Below are 24,849 nucleotides of genomic sequence, written 5' to 3'. Positions count from 1 at the left end.
TTGTTCACATCGACCCCCATGCGGGATCGGTCGGCATATGCCGAGCGCGATGCCTAGACTTTGGAGATTAAGGTCAGACGACATTTAGGTGACACTTGTGTGACACTGCAAAGGTGCGTGTCATCCTGCGCACACATAAACACACAAGTTGTTGCCCAACCTTGCTAAAAGCTCCTCCTGATCATATCGGCGTAAACGCCCGCGAGGCGCATTTTTGCGTTCCTCACGATTGTCATATTTGCAACGAAGGTCTTGTTTGGCAACCGAATTTACGATTTGCTTGGCTTACCTGTGAATAATTTTGACCTAACGGTCAAAACAGGCCAAGGCTTCCACATGCGCTGAATGAGCAAATTGGTCGACTGGCGTGACCTGCCCCATTGTGAAACCGCCCGAAATTAGAATCGCCGCATCACGGGCAAAACTTTGCGGATCGCATGACACCGATATAACGCGGCTGACTTTCGATTGCGCCAGCGCCTCGGCCTGCGCTTTTGCTCCGGCACGCGGCGGGTCGATCACCACGCAATCGAACCGGTCGAGTTCGTATTGGGTCAGCGGATCGCGAAACAGATCGCGGCGCTCGGCAGTGATTGCTTTTATGCCGGATGTGGTGCGTGTCGCGCTTTGCAGGGCAGTGATCGCATCCCTGTCGCTATCGGCGGCATAGACCTTGTGATGTTGCGCAAGGCGCAAGGCAAACGGTCCCATGCCGCAGAAAAGATCGGCGACAGCTTTTGCCTTGCCAACCGCTTCAAGCACAAGGGCCGCCAGAACCTCCTCGGCTTCCCATGTCGCCTGAAGGAAACTGCCAACCGGTAATGGCACTTGCGCCGGGCCCATCGGAACATACGGTGTGCGGAAGTTGAGCAGGACCTCGCCATTGATGGCCAGCCTTGCCAACCCGTATCGGTTCGCGATTTCCGCCAATCCGGTTTCCGATTGTACCCGCTTTGCCTTGACCGATACGTCCAGCCCCATCGGCGTATCGGTAAAACCAACATCGCAAGGTCCGGCACGTTTTGCCAATTGCCTAGCGATCTCGGGGGCATCTTTCAGGCCCGGCACCAGTATGGGACAATGATCGAGATCGGCAATCGCATGGGAGCGCAATTGCGTGAAACCCGCGGCCTTGCCTGTGGCATGAAGCGTTGCCCGGCGCCTTCCCTTGCCATGCGCGAGTAAGGTTTCGCCGACCTCGGCGTCAACGCCCGCGCGCGCCAGTGCGTGAACCAGCCGCTCGCGCTTGAAGGCCTTGTAGGCATTGGTGTCCATGTGCTGAAGCTGACATCCGCCGCATGTTCCGAAATGCGGGCAGAAAGGATCAATCCGGTCCGGGCTTGACTTTTCGATCGCAACCAGCGTTCCGCGCTGGCCTTCTATTGTTGCCGTAATGGTCTCGTTTGCAAGCGTGAAAGGCACATAGATCACTTGATCCTTGTGCCGGGCAATGCCTTCACCGCGCTGGCCAAGCGCGGTAATTTCCAGCCTTGCGGTCTCAACCATTCAGGCGCTGCTCGACGGCATCGCGATAGGGGATGGACGGTTGGGCGCCAGGTGCAAGACAAGCGAGGCCAGCGCCGGTTGAAGCGAGCGCCAGGGCCTGCTTGAGCGATTTACCTTCGCTCAAGGCAACAGCGAGATACCCAACAAAGGTATCACCGGCGCCGACAGTATCGACAGGCTTGATCTTGAGCGCAGGCACTGCAACGCTTTGTCCGTTTTCGATCGCAATGGCCCCGCGCCCGCCAAGGGTCGCAACGACCGTCAGGTCATATTCATCGGCCAGCCATTTCAGCCCGTCCTCTTCGGAAAGGCCGGCTTGACCGACCTGCGCCAACAGCCCGGCGAGCTCGGTTTCGTTGACGACAAGCACGTCGATGCTTTCCAAAAGTTCAGCAGGAAAAACCATGAAGGGAGCAAGGTTCAGTACCGTTTTCGTCCCGCGTTCGCGCGCCAGCTTGATTGCGGCTTCTATGCCGGGCAAGGGCACTTCGAGCTGCAACAGAAGATAGTCTTCAGGACCAAGCTCCGACTGCTCGAGGATTGTGCAATTGAGGCGCGCGTTGGCCCCTGGCAGGACCGTAATCATGTTCTCGCCGGTGTCGTCGACAATAATGAGCGCAGTTCCGGTATGCCGATCCATGCGCCGCACATAGGAAAGGTCGATCTCCTCTTCGCTCAATAGCGCCAGCGCCTGATTGCCGAAATGGTCATTGCCGACGCAACCGACCATGCGCACTTCGCCCCCTGCGCGGCTGGCAGCAAGCGCTTGATTGGCGCCCTTGCCACCGGGCGCAAATTCCAGAGTTGTTCCAAGCACGGTTTCACCGGGTCGCATCAGGGTCGGTGCGTGGCCGATAACATCGATATTGATGGATCCGTAAACAACGATCATGGAGTTCCCCCGAAAGCTTTTCGCCTCTTGTGCCAGAGACCGGGAGATCAATTCAAACAAATTATGCGCTTCAAAGGGCCGCGCGCAAGATCATGGCTATGCGCGTCTCATCGAAGCTGGGCATCAGGCCTTTGGTGCGGCTTTGCTCAATCGTTGCGCGCAGGGCCAACGCCTCGGCCGTCTGTAGCTCGATGCTCGCCTCCGCGCCCCAGCGATCTTCCAGCCCAAGGTCGAACCCAATGCTCCGTTTGTGGCTGGCAAACAATCGGCCTGACAATCGGGTTGATCGGGTAAGCGCATAGCTGGCACCGACTTCACCCGCAAAGGCCCATTCGGCAAATCCATCGCTCGGGTCGGAAAGGTCGGTGTCTGTTTCAAAGCCGGCGCGCATGCCAAATCGATCGGTGAGGTTCAATATCAATTCTGCGCGCGCGTAAGGCATTATATAGAGCGAGGCGCTCCCATTGCCCGCGAAAACAATGTCCCCGCCCGCCTCAAGCGAAAATCCGGCGCGCAGGTTGGACGTTGTTGCAAGTCCGGCCGAAAGCCGGACAAGGTTTGCGCCGCCGCGGCCGAAAGCCAGTTTGTCGGCATCGGGGATCGCGACATGCCGGTATAAGCCGCTGAACCGGGCTGCGAGTCCATCGGTCATAAGGCGCAGAACGCCTGCACTTGCGGCAAACTGATCGTGGTTGGCTTCAAGGCGGGTCGGTACAAGTGCGATGCCTTCAAATCGGGCTTCGCCATGACGGGTCTGCCGATAGGCAAACCCGGCCTCGATACCCCAACGGTCCCCCTCATGGGCGATGCTGGCCCCCAGTTCGCCTTGCCATTTGTCGCTTCTGATTGCGATCGATACATCGCCCAGATCGAGCTGCTCGCCACCCTCGCCATATGAAAGTCTCAGGAATCCGGCAATTTTCGTGGCATCGGCGATATATGTCTCCGCGTCCAGTGAGAGGCTGATTTCATCCTCGTCATGGGCAACGAGCCGTTCATAACGCATTTGCGAGAATCCGATCGAACCGCGCAAACCGTACTGATTGTCTCCAGTGGTGATGGTCAGCGTTTCACCGTGCTGCAAAATCCGGTCGGAATGCCCCCGCGCCGTCTGTTCGGCATTGGAGGTCCAGATTGTGCTGATTTCGCTGGAAAGCGACAGTTGCAGGCCATCGGCCTTCTTCTCGTCGGCGAGGGCAGGGGGCGCCAAAGCGAGCAGACCGCTGGCCGCTATCGCGACAATCCTTAGGCAAGTCACGTATGTTCCCTCTTAAAATCTCTTCACGGCCCGCCGCTTAACCTTCGTCAAAGAGCATGGTTGGCTGGGGTGAAGATTGCCGTGACGACGCAATTGGGAAAATTACGCAACAGCAGCATGGCTCAAACGCGGGCGCGGTTTGAAGATCTTGGCGCGGCCCTGCGCAGCTACAGGATCGTTGCCAGGATCAATCAGGCGGAAATTGCCGCAGCCTTGGGGGTCAGCCAGAGTCAGATCTCGCGCTGGGAGAGTGGCCGCGACCGGCCCAAACCCGGCAATCTCGAGGCAATCCGTTCGCTCGTATCGAGCGCCGGATCGCGCCAGCGGCAGGCTTTGATCCATCAGGTGAAGATCTCGCGCTCGGCGACAATCCTGTTCGATAGCGTGCTGCATCCTTTGGCGATCAGCCCGCTGCTGGCGCGCCGCAACAGCGATCTGGCCCGCTTCGGCTGGCTGTTCGTGCCCGATGCCAACCCGCAATTCCCGGCGCTGCTTGGGGCCTATCGCAAGGCCATTGCCCATGAGCGCAATCAGCTTATTGGGGCGCGGCTCGATATTCCCTTTTCCCATGAAGGGTTGCCTTTTCATTGCGCGATGGATGTGGCGCTCCATCAGGCGGGAAGCGAATTGCTGGCGCTGGCTGAGGTGGCGTTTGCTGCCGACCAAGACAATGAGAGCGAGTTTTCTGTTACACCGATTACGATGAGGCTTTTGCGACGGCAGCAAAAAGCATAGCCGCCCATATCGGGCGGCTATACCGTGGCCTCGTAATTCCGGTGCGCGAGCGCTTACCAGCCGCGCTTGCGAACGTTTTGATGCACGTTGCGCGTATGGTTGCCCGCGCCGACAACATGACCACGGCCATAGACAAAAGTGGAGCCGTAAGCCGTTGATGCATTTGAATTAAGTCCGATGCCGGACAGCACGTTCGCGCCGTTGAGAACGCCTCCATCGAGCACCGAGATATTGCCGGTCTGCAGGCTCAGGAGATTGTTGCCCAGCCCGAGCAGGCCGTTGCTGCTCGAACCGAGAAGCTGAGCATTGGCAGGAGCTGCAAAAGCAAGTGTTGCAGTAATGGCGATTGCGGAGATCAGTTTCATTTCAAAGTCCTTTCGCTGGTGGTTCTGCCTTTCGGCGAGGCAAGAAAAGGCCAGTGAAAAAACTTCATCAATACTTAACCATAATTATATGCGTTCCATGCGTGATTGCCGCGAAATGCGCCGGTTTTAACCAGAAACGTTTGCCTTAACAGCCCCCTCGAATACATAAACGGGTCGTTAATTTGCGGTTCAGGCGCTATCGTGCAGGTTCGGGGAAGTCAAATTTGACGTTTGGAAAAATGAGGACCGACCATGTTTATTCGTCTTGCGCCCCGACTTGCTCTGGCAACCGCTATTCTGGCCGCAGCCGGTGCCATAGCTTATGCAAATGGCAATTCGAGCCACGCCGAAAGCACCGCGGCCGATCTTGCCGGCACCAGCTGGATGCTCACCGAGCTTGAAGGGATGCCCGGTGCCGAGGGCGTCGACACGACGCTGACTTTTCACGAGGACGGTGGCCTGGGCGGCAATGGCGGCTGCAACAGCTATGGCGGCTCGGTCAGCTTCGAGGATGCCAACGGCATCGACATCTCGGAAGTCTTTTCCACCATGATGGCCTGTGAGGAGCCCAAGATGGGTCAGGAGCAGCACTATTTTCGTGCGCTGGAAGCGGCCACCAACTTCACCCTCGATGGCGACGTATTGACCCTGAGCGACGATGTGGACAATCCGCTTGTCGTCCTATCGCGCGACTAATTCAAGAGGCGTACTCAACGCGGCCAACCTGCCAAAGATGTACGGGCCGGGTCCATCAGCCAATGTACCCTGTCCGCACCAAGCCGCGCCAGTTTCAAGAGCATGGCCTTTCGCCGGCTCGCTGCCAGCATGTCGATCGCGGAAGGGCGTAGGATTTCTGCCCCATGCCCGTCTGCAACCATAAGCCCTTCATCGGCCGGGAAAATATCTGCATCGAGCTCAGGGGGCTTGCAGAAATAAAACCGGTCGCAGAAATCCTTGTATTGCGGCCATTTGGCATCGACACGATAGTCGGTGACGCTCGACTTGATCTCGACGATCCAGATCTCGCCCTTGGGCGCCAGCGCCAAAATATCGGCCCGACGCCCATTGGCGAGCGGCACCTCGGCAAAACACGCCATATCGTGGACTTCGCGTAAAAAGCGCATGACCCCGCGCTGCACCTTGAGCGCGGTATCCGATTGGCGCCCATCGGTCAGAAAGGGCATCAGCGGTTCGGTGGAATCAGAATTGGCCATGATGCGATTTTACCCCTGTTCGGCCTCCGGGTGAATGGCCCCGGGCCTCTGGCCCGAAAACAGCGGACCAGCTTCATCGAACAGGGTCACAAGTTTTTCGATCACGCGGCGGATCGGCGGGCTGTGACGTTCATCGTGATGGGCGACCAGCCATTGCTCGGTGCTCAGATCTGCGATGACCGGCCCCATCCGGCACAGACGCGCGTCCTCGTCTCCGATAAAGCATGGCAGAACCGAAAGCCCGGCGCCCTGCGCCACAAGTTCGCGCACCGCATGCACGCCATTGCCGCGTAACCGCATCTTATGGCCGAGCTGCGCCGCCATCCAGCGAGCCGACGGCGAGGTGGAGGTGTCTCCTGATAGCCCGACGATGGAACTGTCCGGGCTTTGCTCCAGTGTGCCGTATAGCGCGAAAGCGACGCTGCCGACCTTGCGCCCGGCCATATGCGGATCGGTGGGACGCGCATTGCGGATGCCGATATCGGCGGCCCTGTGGCCAATATCGATGCGGGCATTGGCCATGACAAATTCTATGGCCGGGTCGTCAGACGTCCAGACCGCATCGATATTGCGCACCAGAAAATCGGTGGTCCAATTGCCGGCGGAAAGCCGGACACTGCGCTGGGTCTGGGTGCCTTCACGCCAGCGTGCAACCACGAGCATGGCGCGCTCCACCTCTTCGGCATGGGCCAGAAGATCCTGCCCGGCCTCGGTCAGCACATAACCGGTCTGACGGCGCACAAAAAGCGGCACCCCGATCTGGCGTTCAAGCGCGGTGATCCGGCGCCCCAGCGTTGCCGGAGACAGACCGGTTTTCTCCTGCGCCGCGCTCAGCCCGCCGAGGCGGCTGACGGCAAGGAATAGCCGCAAATCGTCCCAATTCTCGTCCATTTTTCATTTTCGAAAAAGCTGTTGCGATCCTGTGCGTAGCATGGGCGCAGGCGTTTATGCAATTGTGGGATCATCCAAGGGCTAATGCCCTGGATCGCTTTTCAGATTTTGCGGCATAGCGATGCCTGGTCCGATCCCGCCTTGGCGGCGGCTTGCGCGCGCGTGCCAATCGGCAAGGAGATATGAACATGTTGAAATGGACATTGGGTCTGATCGGCGTCTGGTGGCGCTATTACCAGACCATAAGGGAGTTGGAGCATCTCGACCGGCATCTTAGAGCCGATCTTGGCATCGATGGGGAGACGATGCGGGCGCTGGCCTGGCGCGCTGCATGCAACGGCGCGCCACTTTCGATTTATGACTGGAAAACCGACCGATATGAAAGTGTGGGCGCGATGCCCGCGCGTATGTCTCCGGCCCATCGATTGAACAGAACCGATTGTGACACTGCAGACCCAACCTCGAAAACGCAATTAAAGCGCGCCGCGTAGGGGGGGGGCGGGGCGCGCGAAACGTCGCACGGGGTCCTCGGCTTTGCCTCGTCGGTGTCGGGCAATTGCGAAATCATCACGCGCTCAAGGTACCCAGCACGGACCTATCCGATTTCGCCCGCGGGCTTGATCCGCGGGTCTGTGCCCCAAGCAAACGCCGCAAAGAGAGATCCCCGGGTCAAGCCCGGGGACGATAGCCGAAAGGGTGGGGCAAGCACGCGCGCAAGAACCGATAACGGCGCGCATACCTTGCCCGGCGTCGCGTGCCGGAATGACAATGGAGTTGAGGCGGCTGCTATCGAAAGAACGACAGCGGGACTTAACTCGGCACCTTCATAAAGCCGAGTTTTTTATAGAAACGCACCGCATCGATATTGGCCGGTTTGACCTTGAGTTCGCACTGCTTGTGATAGCGGTTGCGGCAGGCTTCAAAAACGCGCAGCACAAGCGCTTCGCCAATGCCAATGCCGCGCCAATCCGGATGAACCACGATGTCTTTGAGGAACCCCGAATTCCAGCAATGGGCAAAGCCGACAAGCGCGCCATTGGCAGCCTGCGCGACAAAGAGCAGTTCAGCATCAAATTCGGGATCGCTCAGCAGCCGGTTCTGCCAGACCTCAAGAGATGGCACATCGCCTTGCAGTTTGGTGTAACCGATCGATAACAGCGTATGCAATTCTTCGAGCATGGACTGGGAAAACAGCACAGGCATTATGCCTTCGGGCCAAACCGGCTCGGGAAAAGGAACCGTCAGATCACGTCGTAACAGAATGGATTCATCCATAATGACGCGATGATAGCAGGATTTAATCACCCAGATAAGAGGTTAGCGTGGCCGTGCAGATTGGCCATTTACAAAAGCGCTTCTGCATTGTCTGCGCGGACGAACCCACCATGCTTTTCAAGAAAGGCAACGATTTCCGAAACGCCACTATTGCGCTTGAGATCTGTAAAGACATGCGGCTTGTTTGCCCGCATATGGGCGGCATCGCGATCCATGATTTCGAGATCCACTTCGACATACGGGGCCAGGTCCGCCTTGTTAATCACAAGCATGTCCGAGCGGGTGATGCCCGGTCCGCCCTTGCGGGGAATTTCCTCACCCTGACAGACCGAAATGACATAAAGCGTCAGATCGGCCAGATCGGGCGAAAAGGTTGCCGCCAGATTGTCACCGCCGCTTTCGATGAAGACGATATCGAGATCGGGGATGCGGGCATTAAGCTCGGCAATGGCGCGCAAATTGATCGAGGCATCCTCGCGGATTGCCGTATGGGGGCAGCCCCCGGTTTCAACGCCAAGGATGCGCTCTTCGGGCAGCGCCTGCAGCCGTGCCAGCATCATGGCATCTTCCTTGGTATAGATGTCATTGGTTATGACGCCGATCGAATACTGCGCGCGCATGGCCTTGCAGAGTTTTTCGGTCAGAGTGGTCTTTCCCGAGCCGACCGGCCCGCCAATGCCAACGCGCAAAGGTCCGTTTGTAGTCATGATCTGAATATCCTTACGCTCAAATCTTCATGGGTAAGACTGGCAATATCGGCACCATAGCCGATCGTGCCGATGTCATCGATACCGGCCTGATGCGCGTTTTGCGCCAGGACCGCAATTTGGGGTTCGAGCCGGGCCAGCAGCGCCAGCCCGTCGCTTTGGCCCAGAGGCACCAGCCGGATCGCCACCGAAATCTGCTGGTTGACAAAGGCATTGATATAGCCCGCGCAGGCGGAAAGCGGATCGATGCCATGAACACCTGCCAAGCCACCAAAGGCAATAGGCAGGGCGATGGAACGCGCGAGCGCTTCGGTGAGCCAGCCGGGCATGGCAACGGGCCAGGCACGCGCGGAAATCAGGAAGGATTGTGCCTGCTCGCGGGTTTCCTTGTCGCGCTCGCTAGAAACCTGAAGCGCCAGCACAAGTTCGGCAATGGTGGCAAAAGCCTTCGGATCGTCCTGCAAAACTGCGCGGGCAGAAAGCGACAGCGCAATGGCATCGGCCCTGATCGGCCCGGCATGCAAGAGCCCTTCGACCCAATGGGCAACATCCTCGATTGTTGTGATCGCGCCCTTGGCAATCGCGGTTTCAAAGCCCTGGCTATAGGCAAATCCGCCAATGGGAAAGGCTGGCGAGAGCCAGGATAAAAGCCGGATCTGGGCGGCCAGGTCAGCCATGGGAATGGGTGTGGTGATCCCCGTGATGATGGTGGTGCCCGTGGCCATGGTCATGGCTGTGCCCGCCATAGGCCCCGCGTACCGGCGAGAACGGTTCGACCACATCGACAACCGATGCGCCGAGCCCTTCGAGCATGTCCTTGATCACATGATCGCGCCCGATCAGGATGCGACCGGTCTCCATTTCGATCTGGCAGGGCAGATGGCGATTGCCGATATGCCAGATGAGCTGGGCAAGGTGCTGGCTGTCTTTGGCGGTGATTGCATAAAGCGGTTCCGCGCCCGCGATCACCTCGACGGTGCGGCCATCTTCGAGCACCAGAACGTCGCCGGTTTCAAAAGGGGTCGAGCTGGGTAGATCGACAAGGATTTCATTGCCGCCAGCGGTGGTCAAAAGTTTGCGGCGCAACACACGCTCGTCATGGGCGAGCACCACGCTGTCAAACGGGATGCCGCGATGATGGCCTTTATGGTCGTGGTCGATTGCGCGCATAAACTTCAACTGCTCCTAGGGAATGTCGGCTGCGGAAATGCAGTCGATGGGGTCGGCATCCTCGCCTGCCATCTCGTCGATGAGGAGCGCTTCGGCGCCGCTGGTGTGCCAGACATATTGGCCCGAAACGTATCGCACACCAGACCCCGAAACGGTGGCGACAAAGATCAGCGTATCGTCCTCGACCGGCAATACGGCCAGAAAGATCGGGTGGGCATTGATATATTGGACCGTGACGGGATCGTCGATGCCCTCGCATTGATAGGTCGCGATGTCGCGCTGGGCCGGTCCATCCAGCGTCAAGACCAGTTGCATGGATGTATCCACGGCTGCGGCCGGAAGGCTGGCGGCAAGGCCGAGCATGCCTGCAAGGGCAAGTGTGCGAACGATCATGGCGCGTCTCCTGAGCGTGTTGGGTCACAAACCGTAAACCGATTTGCCCTGACCGTGAACCGGTATCAGAACAGGAAATAGCGCTGCGCCATGGGCAGGATGTCGGCCGGCTCGCACGTCAAAAGCTCACCATCTGCGCGCACTTCATAGGTTTCCGGGTCGACCGAAACCTCCGGGGTCGCGCTATTGTGAACCATTGCCGATTTGCCGATGCCCCCGCGCGTGTTGTTGACCGCGAGCATACCTTTGTCGACACCGAGTCGGGCCTGCAGCCCATCGTCGAGCGCCACTTTGGAAACGAATGTGACCGACGTGTTGGCGACGGCCTTGCCAAAGCTGCCGAACATGGGGCGGTAGTGTTGGGGCTGGGGCGTTGGGATCGAAGCGTTGGGGTCGCCCATCGGGGCAGTGGCAATCATGCCGCCCAAAAGCACAAGTTCGGGCTTTACCCCGAAAAAGGCCGGGTTCCAGACAACCAGATCGGCGCGCTTGCCCACTTCAATCGAGCCGATATGGTCGGCAATCCCGTGCGCGATGGCCGGATTGATCGTATATTTGGCGACGTAACGCTTGGCGCGGAAATTGTCGTTTTCGCCGGTTTCTTCAGGCAGGCGCCCGCGCTGGCGCTTCATCTTGTCGGCGGTCTGCCAGGTGCGGATGATGACCTCGCCGACCCGGCCCATGGCCTGGCTGTCGCTCGCGATGATAGAGAACGCCCCCATATCGTGCAGAATATCTTCTGCGGCAATGGTTTCCTTGCGGATGCGGCTTTCGGCGAAGGCTACGTCTTCGGGGATCGAGGGGTCGAGGTGGTGGCAGACCATGAGCATGTCCAGATGCTCGGCCAGCGTGTTGGTCGTATAGGGGCGGGTGGGGTTGGTGGACGAGGGGATGACATTTTCCAGCCCGCAGACCTTGATGATGTCGGGCGCGTGCCCGCCGCCGGCGCCTTCGGTATGAAACGCATGGATCGTGCGGCCCTTGAAAGCGGCAATCGTGTCTTCGACAAACCCGCTCTCGTTGAGCGTGTCGGTATGGATCATCACCTGAACGTCGTAATCGTCGGCAACCGCAAGGCAATTGTCGATGGCAGCGGGGGTGGTGCCCCAGTCCTCGTGCAGTTTCAGCGCGGCGGCCCCGCCCTTGACCATTTCCACAAGCGCTTCGGGGCGCGAGGCATTGCCCTTGCCCGCAAGCGCGATGTTCATGGGGAAAGCATCGAAGGACTGGATCATACGCCCGATATGCCAGGCGCCGGGCGTGCAGGTGGTGGCAAGCGTGCCATGCGCCGGGCCGGTGCCCCCGCCCAGCATGGTGGTCAGCCCCGAGGTCAGCGCTTCCTCGATCTGCTGGGGGCAGATGAAATGAATATGGGAATCGAACCCGCCGGCCGTGACGATCTTGCCTTCGGCGGCGATGGCCTCGGTGCCCGGGCCAACGATGATATTGACCCCCGGCTGCGTATCAGGATTGCCGGCCTTGCCAATGGCAGTGATCCGGCCATCCTTTAACCCGATATCGGCCTTGTAGATCCCGGAATGATCAAGGACCAGCGCGTTGGTGATGACGGTATCGACGGCGCCTGCCGCGCGCGTGACCTGGGATTGCCCCATGCCGTCGCGGATCACTTTGCCGCCGCCGAATTTTACTTCCTCACCATAGATGGTGAAGTCTTTTTCGACCTCGATGAACAATTCGGTATCGGCCAGCCGCACCTTGTCGCCTGTCGTCGGCCCGTACATATCGGCATAAAGCGCGCGGGAAATCGTTGCTGGCATGGGTCAGCTCCTCACTGAACTTGAAATTGTCGTTGCTGGCAAAAGGCTTGCTCGCGCACGCGTATCAAACTGGGCGCAATCATGGCGCCCTGCCACAAAATGACCTTGAAACCTTCCGGGCCGGTGGTCGTTTTGCTTGCCACGGGGGATGGTAAAACACCTTCAACAATGGAGAAAATCCAATGAATAAGCTCTCTGCTCTTGCCCTTGGCGCAGCCCTTGCGCTTTCGGCTCCGCTGGCCATTTCGGCTCAGAACCTTGATGTCGACGTCGATGCCGGCGTTGGTGTCGAAGCTGGCGAAGACACCGGGATTGGCGTCGATGCGTCGGTTGACGCCACTGCCGATACCGGTGAGCACAGATATTCCGACCTGATGACAGCACTGCAGGGCTCGGCCAATGCCGATCTTGAAGCGATTGGCGCAGATGCCAATATCGAAATCGTGGTAATTTCCGATCTCGAAGCCACCGAAGAATTTGATACAACGGCTTTTGCCGATGTCCGTTCGGCTTTTGAAACCGAGATTTCGGCGCTTCAGACCAATGTCGGTGCCAATGGCGAAATCACGGCCGCTCTTGAAGCCGAAGGCTATGGCGCCGAAGACGTTGTTGCCATTTGGGTCGAAGGCGAAAATCACGTTACGGTTTTCGTTGACGCCTGATCCAGAGGTCTTTGAAACGGAAATGGAGCGGGTGGCATTAGCCGCCCGCTTTTTTTGTGCGCCAGCAATGTGTGTCCGGCCCATCATCGTCTGTTAAAGCGCGCCCATGATCTGGCCGCGAAACCCGAAGATCGTGCGATCGCCATCGATTGCAACCAGCGTCACATCGCGCTTCTGGCCCGGTTCGAACCGAACGGCGGTGCCAGCGGCAATATCGAGACGAAACCCGCGCGCTTTTTCGCGATCGAACTCCAGACCGGCATTGGTTTCATAAAAATGATAGTGACTGCCGACCTGAATGGGACGATCACCTGCATTGGCGACCGATAGCGTGACCGTTTCACGGCCCGCATTGAGTTCGATCTCGCCGCCTTTGGTAATGACTTCGCCGGGGATCATGGCGCACCTCCTATCCTGCAATTGCTATCCAGATGCCGCCCAGCGCGGTAACGACACCGGCGATGCGCGTGAAAATGACACCGCGCGCGCCGGCAAGCAGGCGCCCCGCGAGAAGGCCAAGCGCAACGCCGGCTGCATGCAACACGATTGTTGCCGCGACAAATCCGGCCGCATAACCCCACGCGCCAGCGTCCCCCATTTCTTCGCCATGGGCATGGCCGTGAAAGAACGCGAAAAACGCCACGACCCCGGCAACGCCAAGCACGGGCAAGGGCAGGGCCAGCGCGACCATGATGCCGATAAAGATGACCGAAGCGAGAATAACCGGCTCAACGAAGGGCATCGGCACGCCGATAATGGCGGCTCCAAAGCCAATCGCCATTGTGACAACGAATGCGGCCGGTACGATCCAGATGGCATTTTTCAGATTTTCCCCGGCACCGATGCTTGCCGCCCATAAACCCACGGCGACCATTGCAAGAATATGGTCGAGGCCAAAAAGCGGGTGGGTAAACCCGGCGGCAAACGAGCCGTGCTCGACCGGATCGAGATGGGCAAAGGCGGGTGCCGTGGCAGCGAGCACAACGGCGGTGGCGGCAAGAATGCGTTTTATCATGAGTTTATGTCCCCCTTAGCGAATTGGATTATGGACGGTCACAAGTTTGGTGCCGTCGGGAAAGGTTGCTTCGACCTGAATGTCGTGGATCATATCGGCTATGCCCTCCATCACCTGATCGCGGGTGATGACATGAGCACCCGCTTCCATGAGTTCGGGCACGGGCCGTCCGTCACGCGCGCCCTCGACAACGAAGTCGGTAATGAGCGCGATGGCTTCGGGGTGATTGAGCTTTACCCCCCGCTCAAGCCGCCGCCGGGCGACCATTGCGGCCATGGAAACCAGTAACTTGTCTTTCTCCCTTGGGGTCAGGTTCATCCTGCTTATCTTCCCTTCATAATGTCCAAAGTCGGGGCACGGCCTGTCCTGCTGCAAGCAGGGCAATGACCGGCATTAAAACCTTTCGCAAATCATAGCCCGATGCCGCCAGCGCCCGCACGATGAGCTTGTCGCCAATGGTGCTGACCCCACCATTGGGGCAGGCAGCGAGCAAGGCCTTGATCTGTTCGGCCTTGCGGTCGGCATCTTCCCCGATAAAACACAGCGTGCCGAAGGCCCGCGCATTGTCGAGCAGGGCGTGGTTGGTGCGCGAGATCAGGCAACCGGCCTCCAGCCGCGTCATTTCGGCGTGCAGCAATTGTCCCTCCCGGCGCACGCGCCATCGATCGGTGAGCGCTGAGGCAATCGCATCCTCGCCCATCGCTTCACGGCCAAGGATCACAGCCTCAAGTCCGAGAAACGTCGCATCCGCCGCCATTGAGACATCGAGTTTGCGGTCGAGCGCCGCGGCCTCGAAAAGGATGGTTTCCTGCGGCAGCCAGTCGAGCCGGGCGCCCGACCCGATCTCAAGTTCGGTGGTGACGCGCGCATGTCCGCCGATCGAGCGATAAACCCGCTCGCAAGCCTGGGTGGTGACGACCAGATGGGTGTCTGCCTGTGCCTCTGCCGCCCATGCAAGCCGGTCGCCGCCCGTCAGCCCGCCCGAGGAATTGATCAGCACCGCTTCGAGCCAATTGCCCTGGCTTTTGGGGATGCGGATCTTGGCGCAGCCCTGCTGATAAAGTGTGTCGAGCACGCTTTTGCCGTCGCGATGCTTGACCGCGACTTTTGCGGTCCCTTGCGCGCGTTGCAGGGGCTGGGCATTGGGGACGATGGACGGCGTATCGAGCATGAGGGGCGAACTCAAACCATCAAATGGCGTTTGACTTGCGGGTTGTCGAGGTCCGAGGCAGGGCCTGAATGCATGATCTCGCCCCGGTCCATGACATAGATATGATCGGACAATTCACGGCAGAAATCGAGATATTGTTCGACCAGCAGGATCGTCATGCCCAACTCGTCGCGCAAAAACTGTAGCGCACGGCCGATGTCCTTGATGATCGAGGGCTGGATACCCTCGGTCGGCTCGTCCAGAACCAGAACCTTGGGCCGGGTCACAAGCGCACGTCCGATGGCCAATTGCTGCTGCTGGCCGCCCGAAAGGTCGCCCCCGCGCCGCGAGAGCATGGTTTTGAGCACCGGGAAAAGCTCAAAGATCGTATCGGGTATCGTGCGATCCTTGACCTTGAGCGGCGCATAGCCGGTGTAAAGATTTTCGCGCACCGTGAGGAGCGGGAAGATTTCGCGGCCCTGCGGCACATAGCCAATGCCGAGCCTTGCCCGCGCATAGGGCGGGGATTTCCTGAGTTCGGCATCATCGAGCCGAATGGTGCCGCTCGAGATCGGGTGCGTTCCGGTCACTGCGCGGAGCAGGGAGGATTTCCCCACCCCGTTGCGGCCCAGAACCGAAGTGATGGCATTAGGCTTTGCCTCAATCGAAACCGAGCGCAGGGCCTGCGCCGCGCCATAATGGAGGTTGATGTTTTCAACGGTAAGTGTGGTCATCCTTACCTCCCCAGATAGCGTTCGATGACGAGCGGATCGGCGGAAACGTGCTCAAGCGAGCCCTGTGCCAGCACCGCGCCTTCCGCAAGGCACGTCACCCTGCAATCGAGATCGCGTACAAAGCTCATATCGTGCTCGACAACCACCACCGAGCGGCTTTTGGAAATCTCGTTGAGCAGTTTGGAGGTCTCGATGGTTTCAGCATCGGTCATGCCTGCCACCGGCTCATCGACAAGCATCAGCTTGGGGTCCTGGGCCAACAGCATGCCGATCTCGAGCCATTGCTTTTGCCCATGCGAAAGATTGGCGGCATATTCGCTGGCGCGATGGGTGAGGCGGACCGTCTCGAGGATTTCGCCGATGCGGGCGGTATCCTCGTCGTCGCGGTCGTAAAACCACGAGGCAAACACCCCGCGCGGTTTTTTCAGCGAAAGCTCTATATTGTCCCAGACCGTATGGCTTTCAAAAACCGTCGGCTTTTGAAACTTGCGCCCGATACCCATATTGGCGATCTCGGTCTCGTCCTTTTTGGTAAGGTCGACCGATCCTTCGAAATAGACCTCGCCGGTATCAGGGCGCGTCTTGCCGGTGATGATGTCCATCATCGTGGTCTTGCCTGCGCCATTGGGGCCGATGATTGCCTGCAATTCGCCACGCTTGACCACCAGCGACAGCGAATTGAGCGCCTTGAAGCCATCGAACGAGACGGTGACGCCATCGAGATAGAGCAGCGAATCCGCGCGTAACGTATCGACCATTTCCGCTTACTCCGCAGGTGAGGGTTTGGCGCCCGGGGGCGTTTCGGTTTCGTTATCCTGTCGTTGGCTTGGACGGGCAGGGGCGTCGGTAGAAGGACCCGGCATCGGGCCAGCGCCCTTTTGTGCTCGGGCGGATGCTCGCCGGGCACGAAGCGCGCTCCATGCGGACGTAAACACCCCGACAATGCCCTTGGGCATGAACAGCGTTACAAAAACGAACAGGCCGCCAAGCGCGAACAGCCAGAAATCGGGTAGGGCGGCGGTGAAATAGGACTTGCCCACATTGACAACAATGGCCCCGATGATCGGCCCGATCAGTGTGCCGCGTCCACCGACAGCGGCCCAGATAACAACCTCAATGGAATTGGCAGGGGCAAATTCGCCCGGATTGATGATCCCGACCTGCGGCACGTAAAGCGCGCCCGCAATCCCGGCCATGATGGCCGAAACGGTGAAGGCGAAGAGTTTGACGTTTTCCACGCGATAGCCGATGAACCGGGTGCGGCTTTCCGCATCGCGGACCGCGACCATCACCTTGCCCAGTTTCGATTTCACGATCATCGAGCAAACGAGGAAAGACGCGGCAAGTGCAATCGCCGTGGCCGAGAACAGCGCTGCGCGCGTGGTTTGCGCAGCAATGGGCGCGCCGAGAATGTCGCGGAAATCGGTCAGGCCATTATTGCCGCCAAAGCCCATATCGTTGCGGAAAAAGGCCAGCATCAGGGCATAGGTCATGGCCTGGGTGATGATCGAGAGATAAACGCCCGTCACCCGGCTTCTGAACGCAAACCAGCCGAAAACGAAGGCCAGAAGGCCGGGCACAAACATCACCATGATGGCGGCAAACCAGAACTGATCCATCCCCAGCCAATACCAGGGCAATTCGGGCCAGCCTAAAAACACCATGAAATCGGGCAGTTCTGGATGGCTATAGACACCGCGCGTGCCGATCTGGCGCATGAGGTAAACGCCCATCGCATAGCCGCCAAGGGCAAAGAACGCGCCATGACCCAGCGAGAGGATGCCGCAATAACCCCAGATCAGATCGAGCGCGAGCGCGAGCATGGCATAGGAAAGATATTTGCCCAGCAGCGAGACCATGTAATTGGGCACGCGCAGCGGGTGCCCGGTCGGCAGCAAGAGGTTCGAGAGCGGCACAAGGATCGCCATGGCGATCAGTATGGAAATGACCCAGATGGCCTTCTTATCCAATGCGCGGAGAATGGCTTGGGTAATCATTGCTCCACCGCCCGTCCCTTGAGCGCGAATAGCCCACGTGGGCGCCGCTGGATAAAGAGAATGATCAGCACCAGAATGATGATTTTGGCCAGCACGGCCCCGGCATAGGGCTCCAGGAACTTGTTGGCGATGCCAAGCGTCATGGCGCCCACCAGTGTGCCCCAGAGATTGCCGACCCCGCCAAAGACCACGACCATGAAACTGTCGATGATGTAGCCCTGGCCCAGATTGGGTGAAACATTGTCGATCTGGCTCAGCGCTACACCGGCCAGCCCGGCCACACCCGATCCCAGCCCGAAGGTCATGGCATCGACCCAGGGCGTTCGGATGCCCATCGAGGACGCCATGCGCCGGTTCTGCGTCACCGCCCGCATCTGGAGGCCCAGGGGCGTCTTGTTGAGCACCAGCAAGAGCAGGGCAAATACCACAAGCGAGAACACCACGATCCAGAGCCGGTTATAGGTAATCGCGATGCCCATGAAATCGAATGCGCCCGACATATAGGATGGATTGCCCACATCGCGGTTCGTGGCCCCGAAAATGGTGCGCACACCCTGCTGGATGATGAGCGAAAGCCCCCATGTGGCGAGCAGCGTTTCGAGCGGACGGCCATAAAGCCAGCGGATGATGCCGCGCTCGATTGCCACCCCGATCAGCCCGGTGATGAGGAAAGCCATGGGCACGGCAATGGCGAGTGAATAATCGAACAGGCCCGGATTTGTGGTGCGGATGATTTCCTGAACCACGAAGGTCACATAGGCCCCGATCATCACCATTTCGCCATGCGCCATGTTGATGACCCCCATCACGCCGAAGGTAATGGCCAGTCCGATCGCGGCGAGAAGGAGCACCGAGCCGAGCGAAATCCCGTACCAGACATTCTGGCCGACGCCCTGGATGGCAAGCGCTTGATTGATGCGCGCAATTCCCGCTTCGATATTGACGCGCTCGGCCTCAGACGCATTGGCGAGGTTGGCATTGAGAATGCCCAGTGCCTGCCGGTCGCCACGCGCGGCGATGACGGCAACGGCAGCGGCGAAATCTTCCTCCGATACGTCGGTGCGCAGGATCGCTGCGGCGCGGGCCTGCTCCATCACCCGGCGGACAGCGGCATTGTCTTCCTGGGCCAGGGCCTCGTCGAGCAATTCGATGTTGGCCGGATCAGCGGTTGAAAACATCTCCCGCGCTGCGCGCAGGCGGGTATTGTCGTCCTCGCTCAAAAGCGTCATGCCGCCGATGGCCGCGCGAATATCGCGGCGCAGGGCGTTGTTGATACGGATAACGCGCAAATCGTCCGGTTCGACATCCGTTGTCGTTTCGCCGGTGGCCGCGTCAATGATCGCGCCGCGTCCTTCCCGGATATAGATGCCGCCATCGACCGTTTCATAAAGGTTGCCGTCGCCCAGCGCCTGAAGGACTGGTAGCGCGCGCTCATCGCCCGATGCGGCCAGCGCTTCGACGGCTGCCGCCAGTGCGCGCAGATTGGCGCCTCCGAAATCGGAGATGAGGGGCGAAGTGTCCTGCGCACGCGCAAGGCTGGCAAAAGCCAACGCAACCAACAATAAAAGGCACGCAAGAACGGCCCGGAACGGACGAACACCACAAGTCATTTCAAGTCCCACCCTGTCTGCAAAGGCCAGCCCCTTGGCCCTTTGTCATGGCCGGGGCGGCAATGCCGTCCCAGCCATAGGTTGTCCCGGCCGATCAGAGATCGGAGCCGCCGCACGTCTCGGTGACGGTATTGTAGTTTCCGCAATTGATCGGATCGGTCCAATCGGCGATCAGGTCACGCGAACCGGGGAGGAAGTCGGACCAGGCGTCGCCCGCGACGAGATCGTCGGTTTCCCAGACCACGAAGAACTGGCCGTCATCCTGGATTTCACCGATCAGAACCGGTTTGGTGATGTGGTGATTGGGCAACATGACGGCCGTACCGCCGGTCAGGTTCGGCACTTCAATACCCACGATGGAGTCGATAACCGCGTCGGCATCGGTTGTGCCGGCCGCTTCAACGGCGGCAACCCACATGTTGAAGCCGATATAATGGGCCTCCATCGGGTCATTGGTAACGCGGTCGGTCGAGCCGATATAATCCTGCCACGCCGCGATGAACTCGGCATTTTCAGGGGTATCCACGCTCATGAAGTAGTTCCAGGCCGCGAGGTGGCCGACAAGCGGGGTGGTATCAAAGCCCGAAAGCTCTTCTTCGCCCACCGAGAAGGCAACGACCGGAATATCGGCTGCATCCACGCCCTGATTGGCAAGTTCGCGATAGAAGGGCACGTTGGCGTCACCATTGATGGTGGAGACAACGGCGGTCTTTTTGCCTTCCGAACCGAAGGCGACGATATCGGAAACGATCGTTTGCCAGTCCGAATGGCCGAACGGGGTATAGTTGATCATGATGTCTTCATCGGCGACACCGGCATCCTTGAGATATTGCTCGAGGATGAGATTGGTGGTCTGGGGATAGACGTAATCGGTGCCGGCAAGCACCCAGCGCTCGACCCCTTCTTCATTCATCAGGTAGTCAACGGCGGGAATGGCCTGCTGGTTGGGCGCCGCGCCGGTATAAAAGACGTTGCGCTGACTTTCTTCGCCTTCGTACTGAACCGGGTAGAACAGCAGCGAGTTGAGTTCTTCAAAGACCGGCAATACCGACTTGCGGCAAACCGACGTCCAGCAGCCAAAGACAACATCGACTTCATCGACCTCGATCAGGCGTCGGGCCAGTTCGGCGGCCAGCGGCCAGTCGGAGGCAATATCGACGATCACTGGTTCGAGCGGGCGGCCCAGAACCCCACCGGCTTCATTCTGTTGCTCGATGAGCATTTCCATAACGTCTTTAAGGGTGGTTTCCGAAATCGCCATCGTGCCCGAAAGCGAATGCAGGATACCGACCTTGATTGGCTCGCCTTCCTGGGCGGCAACCGGCGCGGCGAGCAGCGATGCTCCCAAAACCCCTGCCAACGCCAAGCCCTTGTATTTGGTCCAGTCTGTCATTTTGTCCTCCGACAGTTGCTGTTTGCACCGCCAACAGGAGTCGCAAGAACTATGCCAGAGCCCGAACAGGCCCGGAACGATTGGCGTTAAGATTTTGTAAAGGCTTGCAATCTGCCGCAGCGACAGGAGTGGTCTCAATCCGGTGTCATGCGTGGATCGATGTTCAGCAGACGTTGCGTCTGGCTAAAGGCGGTATGAATGGCTATTTTTTAGGCGCACGAAAGGATGGTGGCGTGTTGTTGTGCATAATTATCAGGCATGCCCCTCATGACACGCCCATAAGGCTGGGATAAACTCGCTGCCGTCGGATGTCCTCCGGCAGAGGTTGTTTGCACCACAATCTCGAGCCCCGTGCGCCAGAGATGGCGCCCGGGGTTTTTTGTTGCGCGAAATGCTAGTCGCTTTTCGGGCGCTGTCGGAGTCGGGAATGAAACGGGAGATCGGTAAACGACATGGCGTAGCAGCGCATGTCTCTATGATTGCTGTCAGCAATCGACGGCGCGTTCCCGCACCAAAAAAGGTCTAGCGCGCTTTGGCTGTGCGCTTGGCGCGCACGGCGGGCTTTTTGGGCTTCAGGCTGTCCTGATATTCTTTTTCGAGCCGTTGGGCCTTAAGTCGCGCGGTCTTGGCGCGCGTTGCCTCAAGAGCCTGCTCTTCCTGTCGAAGGGCTTCCTGCTGACGCGCTTCCATCAGCGAAAATTTCTTCTGCGGCGTAAGCTTTGGGCCAATCATGGCAGACCTCCAAATAAAAAGGCCGCCCGGAGGCGGCCTTTGGCAGATTAGGCTTCTTGGATATTTGTCGCCGAAGCGCGGCCATCGCGGCCGGTTTCCAGATCGTAGCTGACAGCCTGGCCTTCAACCAGTGTCGAAAGGCCGGCGCGCTCTACAGCGCTGATATGGACGAATGCGTCCTGGCCGCCCTGGTCAGGCTGAATGAAGCCGAAGCCTTTAGTGGAATTGAAAAATTTTACTTTGCCGGAGATCATCGATGGATCCTTTCATTGGCAGTGACCTGCCAGCGACATGCAAGCAAGCCGATCCGGCCCTGAGGCCGCATCTAAACGTCTTGCAATTGAGGTATCCAAGTGACCGGCGTGCCGGGATCAGGTAGCTAAAGAGCGTCAAACGTATTCGTGCAAAGTAACAGGTCACTGTGTGTAAAGCAAGGCGTCCGTGCTGCAGCGCTGCCCAGCGTGCGTGGCTCTTGTCATCTGGGTCCCGCTGCACTATATGCACTGTGTTCCTGTTTGAGAGCCGCCGCACTGTCGGCGTACCGTCACACAGACGGATGTATAAACTCTCCAGAACGCAATTTTCCAATTTCAATCGCCAGCGGGATGTTTTGCCCCATGCGGCCAGCCGCTTTGCGATTTTACCCGGCAGCCACCATACGGTCGGCGCCAGAAAGACTTTCAATGAATACGATCAATTATAACGCCCAGGCGGCACTCTATCTCGGCAGTGACCTGAACGCCGCTTTTGCCCAAGGGGCACGACGCTTTTCATCGGCCGCCAAGGCCATCCGCTTTGCTCTTGAAGAGGCAGCGCCGGTCAGCCTTCGCGGTGCACGCATGATTGTTGATGGCCGTACCTATGACGCGCGCGATCTGCACGATCTTTACGACAAGGACGGATACCCCTTGCTGCGCAAGCAGGATCGGCAGGCAATTTTACAAGCTGAATAGGCGGCGCACACCATTTTCTGCCCGGCATAACGCGACAAAGGCTGGCCGGAACACTTGAACCGGCCAGCCGATTTGTGACTGTTATTATGCAGGGTCTTCGATTGCCGGTTCGGCATCGAGCGGCGCGCTGCTCTCCTCGGGATCGATAACAATGCCCGGCTCAACGACCTCCTGATTTTCTACGACCGGCAATTCCTCGGGTTCCAGAGCCGAGAGCATGCGGGCGCAAAGTATTGCGGTGTCGCGAGTGACTGCATCCTGATCGGGCATGATCGCCCAGGTGCCTTCCTCAAGATACGTGCGCTGCTGGTTGTCGCGCAGGGCCTTGAGTTCGTTGAGGTTGGCACGCGCGTTCTCATCGGCCATGAAATTCTGCACGCAAATCGCCGAGGCGAGATCTGTCCGACTTTGCAACGCAGCCGCATTGGCCGATGCCAGAGCGGAGCCACCGCTGACCCAACCGCCCCACGAGAAACCGACAATGGCGACAACAACGCCACCAATAGCCGCGCCATAGGCGGCGGGTTTTATCCAAACAGGAATATTCATGAAAATCCGATCAGTTCGGGAATAATGCAGCCAACGCTACAAGAGCGCCATTCTAGCATGGTTTGAACCAATGCCCTAATGCACAGTCGGACCCTGTTCGCGCTTATGTGCGCATTGACGTTCTCACGCGCCGCGTACACCGTCAAACCCAGTTGATTCGCTGATCCAAGGGGCATCACAGTGACCGCATTGGCCGAATTTGCCATGCTGAGCCAGGGCTGGCGCCGGGCATTGCTCATGATCCTGGCCGGGGCGATTGCCGCGCTTGCAATGCCGCCGCTGTTTTTCCTGCCCGCGCTGTTTGTCGGTGTGTCCGTTCTCGTTTGGGCGCTCGATGGCGCCGAACGCGAAAAGGGCGTTTTCCGGCGGTTGATCGGCCCGGCCTTCTGGATCGGTTTCAATTTCGGGCTCGGCTATTTCGCGGTCTCAATCCATTGGGTCGGCGCGGCGTTTTTCGTCGATGGCGGCTGGCTGTTGGCGGCCATGCCGGTTGCGGTGCTGGGGCTGGCCGCGATTCTTTCATTGTTCTGGGCCTTCGGGGTCAGTCTGGCCCATTTCCTATGGTCGGACTCATGGCTGCGGATTTTTGCGCTGGCAGGCTTTCTGGCGCTGGCCGAATTTGCCCGCGGACACCTTTTTACCGGCTTTCCCTTCAATCTTTTCGGCTATGCGTTGACTGCCAATCCCGAGATGATGCAGGCAGCCAGCCTTGTTGGCATTTACGGGCTGAGTTTTGCCGCTATTGTTGTTGCAGCAACGCCAGCGCTTGTCTGGCCCGCTGCCGAGCGCGCTCTGGTCTCAAGGCTGCTGCCGCTCTTTGTGGCGGTGGGGCTGATTACGCTGCAATTGGCCTGGGGCCATTACCGGCTTGGCGACATTACGGTCGAGGAAAATCCGGACATGCGTGTGCGCATGGTCCAGCCAGTCGTTGCACAGGATATCAAGTGGCAGACCTTTGCGCGCGAGGAGATCGTCAACCGGCTGATCGACCTTTCGACAATGCACACCAATCCCGAGGATGAGGGGCTGGACGATGTGACGCATCTGATCTGGCCCGAAGCCGCGCTGCCGTTCTTTTTGTCCGACGAGCCACAATACATCGCGCAGATCGCCCGCGCGCTGCCCGATCATATAACGCTTCTGACCGGCGCGCCGCGTGAGGCCTACGGCTCCGACGGGTCGATTGTGCCCGGTCAGCGTCCGTTCAACTCGATCCTTGCCTTCAATTCCGATGGCGAAGTGATCTCAAGCTATGACAAGACCCATCTCGTCCCGTTCGGGGAATATCTGCCGTTTCAGGATTTTTTCGAGCGTTTTGGGCTGTCCCAGTTCGTACACGGCTCGGAGGGCTGGGCCCCCGGTGATGCGCGGCGGCTGATGAACCTGCCGGGAACCCCAGCCTTTCTGCCGCTGATCTGCTATGAAATCCTCTATTCTGGCCGATTGGGTGCCCCCGTTGCCGATGCCCAGTTCATTCTGGTGCTCACCAACGATGCCTGGTTCGACTATTCCATCGGTCCGGCTCAACACTTCCATCACGCACGGCTGCGCGCGGTGGAAGAGGGATTGTCTATGATCAGGGTGGCCAATTCGGGCATTTCGGCAATCGTCGATCCGCTCGGGCGTGTCACTGTGCAACTACGCGAGCGCGAAATCGGCGCCGTCAAGGGCAGCCCGTCCCTGCCCATCGGAGGGACGCTGTTCACTCAATACCGGCATATGCCCTTCTTTGCGCTTATCGTTCTGGGGCTGGTTTTGGGGCTGTTGGGCGTGGCGCTGCAAAAGCGGCGGCAGGCAAAACATTTGTAAGCATACTCTGCACTCACATAAAGATAACTTTATATCCCTATTGCATTTGAGCTGCCGACCT

General features: G+C 58.9%; 30 protein-coding genes. 6 read left to right on the top strand and 24 right to left on the bottom strand.

The annotated features are described in order from the left end of the window. Positions 1-306: 306 nt before the first annotated feature. The 3 genes from EO133_RS13240 to EO133_RS13230 all read right to left on the bottom strand — a co-directional run bounded on the left by EO133_RS13240 (position 307) and on the right by EO133_RS13230 (position 3,656). Entirely contained in the window at positions 307-1,506 is a 1,200-nt protein-coding gene (locus tag EO133_RS13240) for a class I SAM-dependent RNA methyltransferase (RefSeq protein WP_127073132.1), read from the bottom strand. Further along, the gene (locus EO133_RS13235) at positions 1,499-2,398 is read right to left on the bottom strand and encodes a ribokinase (RefSeq protein ID WP_127073131.1); all 900 of its coding nucleotides are present in this window, start codon (positions 2,396-2,398) and stop codon (positions 1,499-1,501) included. Before EO133_RS13235 ends, EO133_RS13240 begins: the two co-directional genes overlap by 8 nt. A 70-nt stretch (positions 2,399-2,468) precedes the next feature. Continuing rightward, complete coding sequence (locus EO133_RS13230) at positions 2,469-3,656, bottom strand: hypothetical protein (protein ID WP_127073130.1); 1,188 nt, start codon at positions 3,654-3,656, stop codon at positions 2,469-2,471. Between the two features lie 117 nt (positions 3,657-3,773). Here EO133_RS13230 and EO133_RS13225 point away from each other — a divergent pair, with 117 nt between their 5' ends. Beyond that, positions 3,774-4,391 (top strand): helix-turn-helix domain-containing protein, encoded by a 618-nt coding sequence (locus EO133_RS13225; RefSeq protein WP_127073129.1) that lies wholly within the window; start codon positions 3,774-3,776, stop codon positions 4,389-4,391. 53 nt (positions 4,392-4,444) lie between these two features. Here the strand turns inward: EO133_RS13225 and EO133_RS13220 are convergent, their stop codons facing one another. Then, positions 4,445-4,756 (bottom strand): hypothetical protein, encoded by a 312-nt coding sequence (locus tag EO133_RS13220; RefSeq protein ID WP_127073128.1) that lies wholly within the window; start codon positions 4,754-4,756, stop codon positions 4,445-4,447. Positions 4,757-5,008: 252 nt separating this feature from the next. Between EO133_RS13220 and EO133_RS13215 the strand changes: the two genes are divergently transcribed. Then, positions 5,009-5,452, top strand: coding sequence for an META domain-containing protein (locus EO133_RS13215; protein ID WP_127073127.1), 444 nt, complete (start codon positions 5,009-5,011; stop codon positions 5,450-5,452). 14 nt (positions 5,453-5,466) lie between these two features. On the opposite strand, the gene EO133_RS13210 is transcribed toward EO133_RS13215, so the two are convergent. Together EO133_RS13210 and EO133_RS13205 are read right to left on the bottom strand one after the other, a co-directional pair. Then, positions 5,467-5,970, bottom strand: a complete 504-nt coding sequence (locus EO133_RS13210; RefSeq protein ID WP_127073126.1) for an MmcB family DNA repair protein — start codon at positions 5,968-5,970, stop codon at positions 5,467-5,469. 9 nt (positions 5,971-5,979) lie between these two features. Further along, positions 5,980-6,861 carry a LysR family transcriptional regulator gene (locus tag EO133_RS13205; RefSeq protein WP_127073125.1) on the bottom strand — a complete coding sequence of 294 codons (882 nt, stop codon included), beginning with the start codon at positions 6,859-6,861 and terminating at the stop codon, positions 5,980-5,982. A 188-nt stretch (positions 6,862-7,049) separates the two neighbouring features. Between EO133_RS13205 and EO133_RS20420 the strand changes: the two genes are divergently transcribed. Continuing rightward, positions 7,050-7,352 (top strand): YjiS-like domain-containing protein, encoded by a 303-nt coding sequence (locus EO133_RS20420; protein WP_127073124.1) that lies wholly within the window; start codon positions 7,050-7,052, stop codon positions 7,350-7,352. Positions 7,353-7,671: 319 nt separating this feature from the next. Here the strand turns inward: EO133_RS20420 and EO133_RS13195 are convergent, their stop codons facing one another. From EO133_RS13195 to ureC, 6 genes are all read right to left on the bottom strand, one after another. Beyond that, the gene (locus EO133_RS13195; RefSeq protein WP_127073123.1) at positions 7,672-8,136 is read right to left on the bottom strand and encodes a GNAT family N-acetyltransferase; all 465 of its coding nucleotides are present in this window, start codon (positions 8,134-8,136) and stop codon (positions 7,672-7,674) included. A 68-nt stretch (positions 8,137-8,204) separates the two neighbouring features. Next, positions 8,205-8,846, bottom strand: a complete 642-nt coding sequence (gene ureG / locus EO133_RS13190) for an urease accessory protein UreG (RefSeq protein ID WP_127073122.1) — start codon at positions 8,844-8,846, stop codon at positions 8,205-8,207. Beyond that, complete coding sequence (locus EO133_RS13185) at positions 8,840-9,574, bottom strand: urease accessory protein UreF (protein ID WP_164735006.1); 735 nt, start codon at positions 9,572-9,574, stop codon at positions 8,840-8,842. Before EO133_RS13185 ends, ureG begins: the two co-directional genes overlap by 7 nt. Further along, complete coding sequence (locus tag EO133_RS13180; RefSeq protein WP_127073120.1) at positions 9,513-10,013, bottom strand: urease accessory protein UreE; 501 nt, start codon at positions 10,011-10,013, stop codon at positions 9,513-9,515. The genes EO133_RS13185 and EO133_RS13180 overlap by 62 nt, the downstream gene beginning before the upstream one ends. Before the next feature lie 15 nt (positions 10,014-10,028). Beyond that, positions 10,029-10,406, bottom strand: coding sequence for an MliC family protein (locus EO133_RS13175; protein ID WP_127073119.1), 378 nt, complete (start codon positions 10,404-10,406; stop codon positions 10,029-10,031). A gap of 65 nt (positions 10,407-10,471) precedes the next feature. Next, positions 10,472-12,184 carry an urease subunit alpha gene (gene ureC, locus EO133_RS13170; RefSeq protein ID WP_127073118.1) on the bottom strand — a complete coding sequence of 571 codons (1,713 nt, stop codon included), beginning with the start codon at positions 12,182-12,184 and terminating at the stop codon, positions 10,472-10,474. A 182-nt stretch (positions 12,185-12,366) separates the two neighbouring features. On the opposite strand from ureC, the gene EO133_RS13165 reads away from it, so the two are divergent. Next, positions 12,367-12,846, top strand: a complete 480-nt coding sequence (locus EO133_RS13165) for a hypothetical protein (RefSeq protein ID WP_127073117.1) — start codon at positions 12,367-12,369, stop codon at positions 12,844-12,846. Between the two features lie 93 nt (positions 12,847-12,939). Here the strand turns inward: EO133_RS13165 and EO133_RS13160 are convergent, their stop codons facing one another. The 11 genes from EO133_RS13160 to EO133_RS13110 all read right to left on the bottom strand — a co-directional run bounded on the left by EO133_RS13160 (position 12,940) and on the right by EO133_RS13110 (position 21,731). Next, on the bottom strand, positions 12,940-13,245 hold the full coding sequence (locus EO133_RS13160) for an urease subunit beta (RefSeq protein ID WP_127073116.1): 306 nt from the start codon (positions 13,243-13,245) through the stop codon (positions 12,940-12,942). 10 nt (positions 13,246-13,255) lie between these two features. Further along, positions 13,256-13,861 carry a HupE/UreJ family protein gene (locus EO133_RS13155; RefSeq protein ID WP_127073115.1) on the bottom strand — a complete coding sequence of 202 codons (606 nt, stop codon included), beginning with the start codon at positions 13,859-13,861 and terminating at the stop codon, positions 13,256-13,258. 15 nt (positions 13,862-13,876) lie between these two features. After that, positions 13,877-14,179, bottom strand: coding sequence for an urease subunit gamma (locus EO133_RS13150; RefSeq protein WP_127073114.1), 303 nt, complete (start codon positions 14,177-14,179; stop codon positions 13,877-13,879). A 16-nt stretch (positions 14,180-14,195) separates the two neighbouring features. Next, positions 14,196-15,032, bottom strand: a complete 837-nt coding sequence (locus EO133_RS13145; protein WP_127073113.1) for an urease accessory protein UreD — start codon at positions 15,030-15,032, stop codon at positions 14,196-14,198. An 11-nt stretch (positions 15,033-15,043) separates the two neighbouring features. Beyond that, positions 15,044-15,745, bottom strand: a complete 702-nt coding sequence (gene urtE, locus EO133_RS13140; protein WP_127073112.1) for an urea ABC transporter ATP-binding subunit UrtE — start codon at positions 15,743-15,745, stop codon at positions 15,044-15,046. Between the two features lie 2 nt (positions 15,746-15,747). After that, entirely contained in the window at positions 15,748-16,503 is a 756-nt protein-coding gene (gene urtD / locus EO133_RS13135) for an urea ABC transporter ATP-binding protein UrtD (RefSeq protein ID WP_127073111.1), read from the bottom strand. Positions 16,504-16,509: 6 nt separating this feature from the next. Then, entirely contained in the window at positions 16,510-17,742 is a 1,233-nt protein-coding gene (gene urtC, locus EO133_RS13130) for an urea ABC transporter permease subunit UrtC (protein ID WP_127073110.1), read from the bottom strand. Further along, positions 17,739-19,352: an urea ABC transporter permease subunit UrtB gene (urtB, locus tag EO133_RS13125; protein WP_127073109.1), complete on the bottom strand. Its 1,614-nt coding sequence runs from the start codon at positions 19,350-19,352 to the stop codon at positions 17,739-17,741. Before urtB ends, urtC begins: the two co-directional genes overlap by 4 nt. Positions 19,353-19,446: 94 nt before the next feature. Further along, the gene (gene urtA, locus EO133_RS13120; protein WP_127073108.1) at positions 19,447-20,745 is read right to left on the bottom strand and encodes an urea ABC transporter substrate-binding protein; all 1,299 of its coding nucleotides are present in this window, start codon (positions 20,743-20,745) and stop codon (positions 19,447-19,449) included. 522 nt (positions 20,746-21,267) lie between these two features. Next, positions 21,268-21,477, bottom strand: a complete 210-nt coding sequence (locus EO133_RS13115; RefSeq protein WP_127073107.1) for a hypothetical protein — start codon at positions 21,475-21,477, stop codon at positions 21,268-21,270. A 47-nt stretch (positions 21,478-21,524) separates the two neighbouring features. Next, positions 21,525-21,731, bottom strand: coding sequence for a cold-shock protein (locus EO133_RS13110; RefSeq protein WP_127073106.1), 207 nt, complete (start codon positions 21,729-21,731; stop codon positions 21,525-21,527). A gap of 429 nt (positions 21,732-22,160) precedes the next feature. Here EO133_RS13110 and EO133_RS13105 point away from each other — a divergent pair, with 429 nt between their 5' ends. Beyond that, complete coding sequence (locus EO133_RS13105; protein WP_127073105.1) at positions 22,161-22,430, top strand: hypothetical protein; 270 nt, start codon at positions 22,161-22,163, stop codon at positions 22,428-22,430. Positions 22,431-22,514: 84 nt separating this feature from the next. On the opposite strand, the gene EO133_RS13100 is transcribed toward EO133_RS13105, so the two are convergent. Further along, on the bottom strand, positions 22,515-22,979 hold the full coding sequence (locus EO133_RS13100) for a hypothetical protein (RefSeq protein ID WP_127073104.1): 465 nt from the start codon (positions 22,977-22,979) through the stop codon (positions 22,515-22,517). 180 nt (positions 22,980-23,159) lie between these two features. On the opposite strand from EO133_RS13100, the gene lnt reads away from it, so the two are divergent. Beyond that, entirely contained in the window at positions 23,160-24,788 is a 1,629-nt protein-coding gene (gene lnt, locus EO133_RS13095) for an apolipoprotein N-acyltransferase (protein ID WP_127073103.1), read from the top strand. The last annotated feature ends 61 nt before the right edge of the window (positions 24,789-24,849 follow it).

Origin of the sequence: Pelagibacterium lentulum (assembly GCF_003992625.1) — a bacterium.
GTDB lineage: Bacteria > Pseudomonadota > Alphaproteobacteria > Rhizobiales > Devosiaceae > Pelagibacterium > Pelagibacterium lentulum.
The sequence above is the reverse complement of the archived record's forward strand: the minus strand, read 5'-3'. Positions and strand labels throughout refer to the sequence as shown.

Excerpts from the sequence above, each read along its gene's own strand:
- EO133_RS13240 (WP_127073132.1), bottom strand. The coding sequence starts at position 1,506 with ATGGTTGAGACCGCAAGGCTGGAAATTACCGCGCTTGGCCAGCGCGGT.
- EO133_RS13235 (WP_127073131.1), bottom strand. The coding sequence starts at position 2,398 with ATGATCGTTGTTTACGGATCCATCAATATCGATGTTATCGGCCACGCA.
- EO133_RS13225 (WP_127073129.1), top strand. The coding sequence starts at position 3,774 with ATGGCTCAAACGCGGGCGCGGTTTGAAGATCTTGGCGCGGCCCTGCGC.
- EO133_RS13220 (WP_127073128.1), bottom strand. The coding sequence starts at position 4,756 with ATGAAACTGATCTCCGCAATCGCCATTACTGCAACACTTGCTTTTGCA.
- EO133_RS13215 (WP_127073127.1), top strand. The coding sequence starts at position 5,009 with ATGTTTATTCGTCTTGCGCCCCGACTTGCTCTGGCAACCGCTATTCTG.
- EO133_RS13210 (WP_127073126.1), bottom strand. The coding sequence starts at position 5,970 with ATGGCCAATTCTGATTCCACCGAACCGCTGATGCCCTTTCTGACCGAT.
- EO133_RS13205 (WP_127073125.1), bottom strand. The coding sequence starts at position 6,861 with ATGGACGAGAATTGGGACGATTTGCGGCTATTCCTTGCCGTCAGCCGC.
- EO133_RS20420 (WP_127073124.1), top strand. The coding sequence starts at position 7,050 with ATGTTGAAATGGACATTGGGTCTGATCGGCGTCTGGTGGCGCTATTAC.
- EO133_RS13195 (WP_127073123.1), bottom strand. The coding sequence starts at position 8,136 with ATGGATGAATCCATTCTGTTACGACGTGATCTGACGGTTCCTTTTCCC.
- EO133_RS13185 (WP_164735006.1), bottom strand. The coding sequence starts at position 9,574 with ATGACCATGGCCACGGGCACCACCATCATCACGGGGATCACCACACCC.
- EO133_RS13180 (WP_127073120.1), bottom strand. The coding sequence starts at position 10,013 with ATGCGCGCAATCGACCACGACCATAAAGGCCATCATCGCGGCATCCCG.
- EO133_RS13175 (WP_127073119.1), bottom strand. The coding sequence starts at position 10,406 with ATGATCGTTCGCACACTTGCCCTTGCAGGCATGCTCGGCCTTGCCGCC.
- ureC (WP_127073118.1), bottom strand. The coding sequence starts at position 12,184 with ATGCCAGCAACGATTTCCCGCGCGCTTTATGCCGATATGTACGGGCCG.
- EO133_RS13165 (WP_127073117.1), top strand. The coding sequence starts at position 12,367 with ATGAATAAGCTCTCTGCTCTTGCCCTTGGCGCAGCCCTTGCGCTTTCG.
- EO133_RS13160 (WP_127073116.1), bottom strand. The coding sequence starts at position 13,245 with ATGATCCCCGGCGAAGTCATTACCAAAGGCGGCGAGATCGAACTCAAT.
- EO133_RS13155 (WP_127073115.1), bottom strand. The coding sequence starts at position 13,861 with ATGATAAAACGCATTCTTGCCGCCACCGCCGTTGTGCTCGCTGCCACG.
- EO133_RS13150 (WP_127073114.1), bottom strand. The coding sequence starts at position 14,179 with ATGAACCTGACCCCAAGGGAGAAAGACAAGTTACTGGTTTCCATGGCC.
- EO133_RS13145 (WP_127073113.1), bottom strand. The coding sequence starts at position 15,032 with ATGCTCGATACGCCGTCCATCGTCCCCAATGCCCAGCCCCTGCAACGC.
- urtE (WP_127073112.1), bottom strand. The coding sequence starts at position 15,745 with ATGACCACACTTACCGTTGAAAACATCAACCTCCATTATGGCGCGGCG.
- urtD (WP_127073111.1), bottom strand. The coding sequence starts at position 16,503 with ATGGTCGATACGTTACGCGCGGATTCGCTGCTCTATCTCGATGGCGTC.
- urtC (WP_127073110.1), bottom strand. The coding sequence starts at position 17,742 with ATGATTACCCAAGCCATTCTCCGCGCATTGGATAAGAAGGCCATCTGG.
- urtB (WP_127073109.1), bottom strand. The coding sequence starts at position 19,352 with ATGACTTGTGGTGTTCGTCCGTTCCGGGCCGTTCTTGCGTGCCTTTTA.
- urtA (WP_127073108.1), bottom strand. The coding sequence starts at position 20,745 with ATGACAGACTGGACCAAATACAAGGGCTTGGCGTTGGCAGGGGTTTTG.
- EO133_RS13115 (WP_127073107.1), bottom strand. The coding sequence starts at position 21,477 with ATGATTGGCCCAAAGCTTACGCCGCAGAAGAAATTTTCGCTGATGGAA.
- EO133_RS13110 (WP_127073106.1), bottom strand. The coding sequence starts at position 21,731 with ATGATCTCCGGCAAAGTAAAATTTTTCAATTCCACTAAAGGCTTCGGC.
- EO133_RS13105 (WP_127073105.1), top strand. The coding sequence starts at position 22,161 with ATGAATACGATCAATTATAACGCCCAGGCGGCACTCTATCTCGGCAGT.
- EO133_RS13100 (WP_127073104.1), bottom strand. The coding sequence starts at position 22,979 with ATGAATATTCCTGTTTGGATAAAACCCGCCGCCTATGGCGCGGCTATT.